Source organism: Kitasatospora sp. NPDC040550, assembly GCF_055594965.1.
Window position 1 is genome coordinate 38,266 of sequence record NZ_JBVIWC010000045.1, and the last position, 6,000, is coordinate 44,265.

The window sequence follows — 6,000 nt, forward strand, 5'->3', positions numbered from 1 at the left end:
CGATCTGTCAGGGGAGGGCGCCATGATGGCGGGATGGCCAAGCGATCCAAGACCGACCATGCTGGGGCGACCGCAGAGCTCGCCGAGGCCGGCTGCGAGCCGGTAGACCAGTACCCGGGCGTGACATCGAAACCGTTCAATGTCCGATGCCTCATCGAGGGGTGTTCAGGGCGGGAGACGCCCTTCCCGACCTACCTCAGCCAGGTGCGTGCGTTGCGCGGCGACTCTGCCTGTCAGTACTGCCGGGACCGCCGCAGGGCGAACGAGCGCCGTGCCGACATGATCTCCAGGGGCCTGATCCTTCCGATGGAGATCATTCGCGATGTGAAGCAGCCAGTTCGTGGATGGTGCATGCGTTGCTGGAACGTGGTCGACAAACCGAGGCTAGACAACATCCGCTCCGGCCAGCGCGGATGCGAGTACTGCAGCGGGAAGATGAAGTTCCCGGACGAGAAGGCGCGGAAGCTGGCCCGATCATGGGGCTACGAGCCGGATCCTGCCATCCCCTACGAGAACGACGCCGCCAAGTGGCCCGGCACATGCCTTGCCAAGGGGCACTTCTGTGCGCCCAACCTGAACATGCGATTCCAAAGCGGACCGTGCGCTGCGTGTGCTGAGTACGGATTTAAGCCCGACAGGCCAGCCTTACTCTACCTGGTGGTCAAGCTCGATCTCGGTGCGGCCAAGATCGGCATATGCGAGGACCACCCGAAGAACAACCGACTGTATGAGCACCGTCGCAACGGCTGGACACTCCTTAAGACCATGGGGTTTCCCGTCGGGCGGGATGCGAACGTGCTGGAGCAAGCCACGGTGAAGTCCTGGCGGGCCCGCGGTTGGATGCCGGTCCTGGACAACGGCCTCGCCTACAACGGATACAAGGAGACGGTCTCGCTCCGGGCCATCTCCGAGGCCGAAATATGGGCTGAGGTCTACGAGGCGGCTGGTCGGACAGACGCTGAATCCCCGGCCACGCCACCACAGCTGGCACCAGTGGGTATCTGAGCAGCGACAAGTCCGGAAGCGACACCGCTCACGAAGCCCGGGCGGAGCCGTCATTGCGGACTCTCGCCGCAGCCGAGCTCAAACCCACCTGGGGCCGGGGGCAGAACTGTGGGGGAGCAGCGGACCAACCCATTTGGAAGCAGCTGCCAGCTGTCGAGGAGGCCAGCGGCGCCGACCTCGTCCAGAGCATGCCGGAAGGCCTGCCCGCTCAGTCCGCAGCCACGGGCGGCGGATTCCGGCTCCAGAAGGTGCGACGTGCCGGAGGGCTCCGCCTAGGCCGCGACCGTCAGCGCGGCCAGTCGCACGGAAACCCTGAGCGTCGCTGCTCTGCGGTCGGAGAGAACATGCAGGGCCCACTGGCCGGCTCGTGTGCGGCCGCGGCTGCCAGCGAGTTCGGGGACGAACACGGCCGGGCCGCCGCAGGGCCTGCCGAGGTAGTGCAGCCACCGGGCCTCCTGCAGCTCGGCCAGCGCTCCGGCGGGCGCGTGCAGGCGCAGCGACCTGGTGATTCCGGGCGGTGGGGGAGCGAGGCCGGTGGGCCGTACGCGCAGCGCGCACAGCACGGCGAGCACCCGTGCCTCGCCGCTCGTCCCGGACGGCAGGGAGGCATCGGTGTAGGCGACTGCGGCCCGGGCGGCGAGCCGTTGCTCGGCGGCGGTGCGGGCCTCCCCACCGCGCGGCCGCCTGCATGCCGATCCGGGTGCCGGTGCCGCCGTCGTCGGGCGCGTGGGCACGCGCGCGGCGTGCGGGATGGCGCTGGCACAGGTCTCGCACGCGTCGGCCAGGTGCCAGGACCGGCCGTCGGGCTGCGGAACAGCGCGACATCCACGCACTCGCTCTCGTATGACTACTGGAACCAGTCGCCCCGTTTCGCCTACGGGCCCTCAGTCGGGCAGACCGAGCCGCAGGCTCGTCGACGTCGAAACCCGGCGACTCCGCCCGTCCGCTCCCGACCCGCTGACAGCCGCCGCAACCTCCCACTCGCGTCCTTGCACGGACCTTTCTGCGTTCCGGCGACGATGTACCATTACATATCTGATCGGCAGACAGCACACCGGAACCACAGACGACCTGCTCGAATCCCGCAGCTCACCGCACACCCTATTTTATGTATCGCACATGCTAGGGTTTGCGTTACATTCTTGGCTGCTGTTCCTGCTGCGCCGTTTGGAGTCTCTGGTGCCTGCCGCGTCCGTTCCGCCGCCCGATCCCATCACCGCCGGTCCGGGAGTGCCAGCCATGTCGCTGGGCGTGCACAAGGCCCGGTCGCTGCTACCTCAGCTCATCCGGGACGCCGAGCAAGGCACCATCACCGAACTCACCCGGGGCGAGGGGGAACGGGCCCTGCTCGTCTCCGCCCACCTGGCCACTACGGCAGGCCTGGCCACGGCCGACTCGCCGGCCTTCGGTATCGCCGAGGCCCGCCCCGTCCTGGGCGACCTGGTCGCCCAGGCCGCCGCCGGTACCCCGCAGGTGCTACTGCGCCACAAGCGGCCTGTAGCCGTTCTGGCCTATGCCACTGCCCTCTTCCCGGCCACTGCGACACCGCCACCGTCCAGTGCGTCCGCGGTGCCTCCCACTGCAGCGGTCATCGCACCCGCCCCGCCGATCACCGCTCCCGCCGCCTCACCGGAGGCCATGGCCGTGCAGACCCCGGCCGCCGGGTCTCGCCCCGCGAGCGCCCCCCTCGCAACGGCCACCGGGCCCGCTGCCGCCTCTCTCGCTCCAGTTGCTGGGCCCGCTGCAGCCACCGAACCCGCCTCGTCCGACGGTCCGTCAGCTGCGGCCGCTGCGCCTGCGTCCGCGCCCGCCGCCGTGGTGCCGTCGGCCCCGCGCCGTCGGCTTGCCCCGCTGGGGGCGGCCCTGGACACCCTGCTCCCCGCCACGGCTACGGCCGGGGGCGGCGAGCAGGCTTCGTCGGTGGGTCTGCCGACCGGCATCCCCACCCTGGATACCGCGCTGGGCGGTCTGCAGCTGGGCCGGTTCTACCTGGTCGCCGGTGCCCCCGGCGCCGGGGCGAGCCTGCTGGCGATCAGCGCAGCCCGTGCCACCGCGCTCGACCAGCAGCGCACCGTCCTGTACGCGGCCTCCGGGCTGACCCGGGCCGACATCGCCGCCCGAGTGATCGCCGCGCACACCCCGGTCGACTACCGCCGCCTGCGCGCCCAGACCCTCGACGACACCGAGCGCCAGGCCGTTGCCCAGACCGCCGAACTCCTTGCCGCGGCCCCGCTGCTGATCGACGACGGTACCGGCCTGGACGCGGAGGCGATCACCACCACCGCCGCGGACGTCCCCGAGCTGGCCCTCGTCGTGGTCGACCGCCTCCAGACCGCCCCCGACCCCCGCCTGCCGCTGTCCGGTGCGCCCGCCCTCGCCGACGCCGGCCAGGCCCTGGCCCACCTCGCCCGCACCCACCACCTCCCGGTGCTCGCCGCCCTCGACACCGACAACCCCGACCTGATCCACGCCCTGGCCGCTGACGTCACCCTCACCCTCACCCCCGACAGGGCCCCCACCACCTTCGGCACCGGCGGCGGCCGTGTCCGCCTCGTTGTTGCCGAACGCGACCTCGGCCGCCTCGCCACCCTCACCCTGGCAGCCGACCCGGCCCACGCCCGCCTCACCGACCCCACCCCCGACCACGAGGCCGCGCCCGGCGCGTCCTCCGCGACCCTGGCCGCTGCATCTGGCGCTCCCGCCGCGCCCTCTGCCGGCCCCGCCGCGTCCTCCCAGCAGGCCCATCCGGACCCCGCCGCGCCCGCAACCGGACCCGCTCAGGCAACGGAGGTTCCCCAGACACCCGACACGACCACCGAAGGCCTCCCGGAGCCCGCTACGCCGCTTCCTGGCACGACCCTGGCTGCCGAGGGCGCCCACGGCTCGTCCCACGTGCCCGCCGTGCAGAGCCCTGCCGCGGATGTTCCTGCCACCTTCGAGACCGGCAACCAGCCGCTGCGCCCCGCCCGGTCCGGCAGCGCCCGGGCGGCCGCCGCCCGCGGCGCCGGCTACTCGGACCGGGACTACAGCTACTACCTCGACATGATCAGCTCGGCGGTTGACCAGGCCCTGGAGGAGCACGGCCGCGACACCGAGGCCGCGATCGTCGCGCTGGAGAACAAGGCCATCCCGAACGGGATGGAACTCTTCGACGCGACCCGCGTCGGCGCCACCTACGAACACACCGTCTATCCCGAGACCCTGGACTTCCTGCGCAAGAAGTCCCGCAACGGCGCCGACGACATCTGGGAGGGCCGCCACAAGTGGGAGAACGTCGTCCTGCTCGACGACCTGCGCAAGGGCCGATTGCTGCCGGTGGCGGTCGATGTCCTGGACACCAACGCCGCCTACTGCACCGCCCTGAAGACCCACCTTCCGATCGGCGCCCTGCAGCATCAGCCCGACGGTGGTTTCGACCCGAAGCGCTCCGGTATCTACCTGCTGCCCAAACGCCCCATCTGGCAGCACCCTCACCTGCCCGACCCGATCGGAAACCGCCGCGAGAGTGGCCCGGTGCTTCTCGACGACGCCACCGTTCGCCTGCTGATCCGCTGCCACAAGCTCGGCCTCGCCGACGCCCCCCACATCACCGAAGCCTGGACCTCCGGCGCCAGCGAAAGCCTGCTGGAGAAGTACCGCCGCGTCCTGACCCTCGCCCGCGAGAACGCCATCACCACCGCCGACACCGTCACCGAGGCCTACGTGAAGGCGATCTACGCCAAGTTCGTCTCCACCATCGGCGAATCCACCCACAACCGCGACCTGCGTCGCCCGGACTGGATGCACATCATCCGCTCCCAGGCATTCGCCAACCTCTGGTACAAGGCCCACCGCGCCCACACCCACGGCCTGACCATCGTCGCCCTGCGCGGCACCGATGAACTCCACACCACCAACGACAGCACCGACTGGCGCACCGTGTTCACCGAGGGCCGCCTCACCACCCAGATGAAGCTCAAGGACCAGTACACCCTCCCGCGCACCCGAAAGGCCGCCTGAACGTGTCGACCGACGGATGGAAGAACTTCGGCAAGTACGGCGCCCATCTGGACCCCGGCAACGTCCACGGCAAGATCGCCCTCGGCCGCGCCCTCGAAGACGCCCTCGAGCGCATGATCATCGAAGGCGGCATCAAATCCCCGCCCACCACCCGCCGTGGCCTGCTCGCCCGGATGCGCTATCTCACCACCACCACCGGCGGCACCCAGGCCCTTAGCGACGCCGGCATCACCGCCACCCCCCGCACCATCCGAGCCTGGACCCACGGCACCCAGCGCCCCCGCCCCCACAATCTCGAAGCCATCGACACCGCCTACTGGAACCTGCGCGCCCACAACGTCCTCACCAACCCCGGCGGCTTCAAGCAGCACCTCAACAACGCCGGCCGCGGCACCCGAGTCGAGATCCACCCCGTCAACCAGGACCTCGTCGACCAGCCCCGCCGCCGCGACAACCTCCGCCTGCGCACCATCCAGGTCCGCTACGTCTGGGACGAGGCCGTCGACGCCATGGTCGACGGCGACGAGACGAAGCTGGAGGAGATCTGGGACGACGTCATTGCCGACCTCGACTCCGACTGGGGCGCCTACACCTACGTCTCCCACATCGGCCTCGGCGCCTGAACACCACCACCTCAAGCACTGATGACAATCCCCGAACGGTCACCTCCACTACGGAGCCCCAGGTATCCACCCCACTTACAGTTCCGCCCCGTGACCGATGCCCTCCGCCGCACCGCTGCAGACAACGACGCACTCCTGGAACGGCTGCACAACCTCGCGTGGGGCACCGGAACCACAGGCGATCCCCACGGCTGTCTCCCGGACCAGCCGTTTCCCCCGCTCACGAACGCCGAGGTCGAGCAAGTGGAGGGGGGGGGGGGGGGGAAAAACCCCCCCCCCCCCCCCCCCACCCCCCCCCCAAGCCGGGGAAGGGGGGTTTGGTCCAAAAAAGAGCCCTCCCCCCCTCCCACCCACCCCCCCCCCCCCCCCGACC

The 6,000-nt window shown here is 70.5% G+C and carries 4 protein-coding genes; 3 read left to right on the forward strand and 1 reads right to left on the reverse strand.

What is annotated here, in order from left to right; all coding sequences use genetic code 11:
• Positions 1-33: 33 nt before the first annotated feature.
• Positions 34-1,005 carry a hypothetical protein gene (locus ACZ58X_RS38595; RefSeq protein ID WP_470338235.1) on the forward strand — a complete coding sequence of 324 codons (972 nt, stop codon included), beginning with the start codon at positions 34-36 and terminating at the stop codon, positions 1,003-1,005.
• 272 nt (positions 1,006-1,277) lie between these two features.
• Here the strand turns inward: ACZ58X_RS38595 and ACZ58X_RS38600 are convergent, their stop codons facing one another.
• Complete coding sequence (locus tag ACZ58X_RS38600) at positions 1,278-1,739, reverse strand: hypothetical protein (protein ID WP_470338236.1); 462 nt, start codon at positions 1,737-1,739, stop codon at positions 1,278-1,280.
• 505 nt (positions 1,740-2,244) lie between these two features.
• Here ACZ58X_RS38600 and ACZ58X_RS38605 point away from each other — a divergent pair.
• Positions 2,245-5,004, forward strand: a complete 2,760-nt coding sequence (locus ACZ58X_RS38605) for a DnaB-like helicase C-terminal domain-containing protein (RefSeq protein WP_470338237.1) — start codon at positions 2,245-2,247, stop codon at positions 5,002-5,004.
• A gap of 2 nt (positions 5,005-5,006) precedes the next feature.
• Positions 5,007-5,627 (forward strand): hypothetical protein, encoded by a 621-nt coding sequence (locus ACZ58X_RS38610; protein WP_470338238.1) that lies wholly within the window; start codon positions 5,007-5,009, stop codon positions 5,625-5,627.
• Positions 5,628-6,000: the final 373 nt, after the last annotated feature.

Bases quoted from the DNA above. Each gene is read 5' to 3' on its own strand.
- ACZ58X_RS38595 (WP_470338235.1), top strand. From the start codon at position 34: ATGGCCAAGCGATCCAAGACCGACCATGCTGGGGCGACCGCAGAGCTC.
- ACZ58X_RS38605 (WP_470338237.1), top strand. From the start codon at position 2,245: ATGTCGCTGGGCGTGCACAAGGCCCGGTCGCTGCTACCTCAGCTCATC.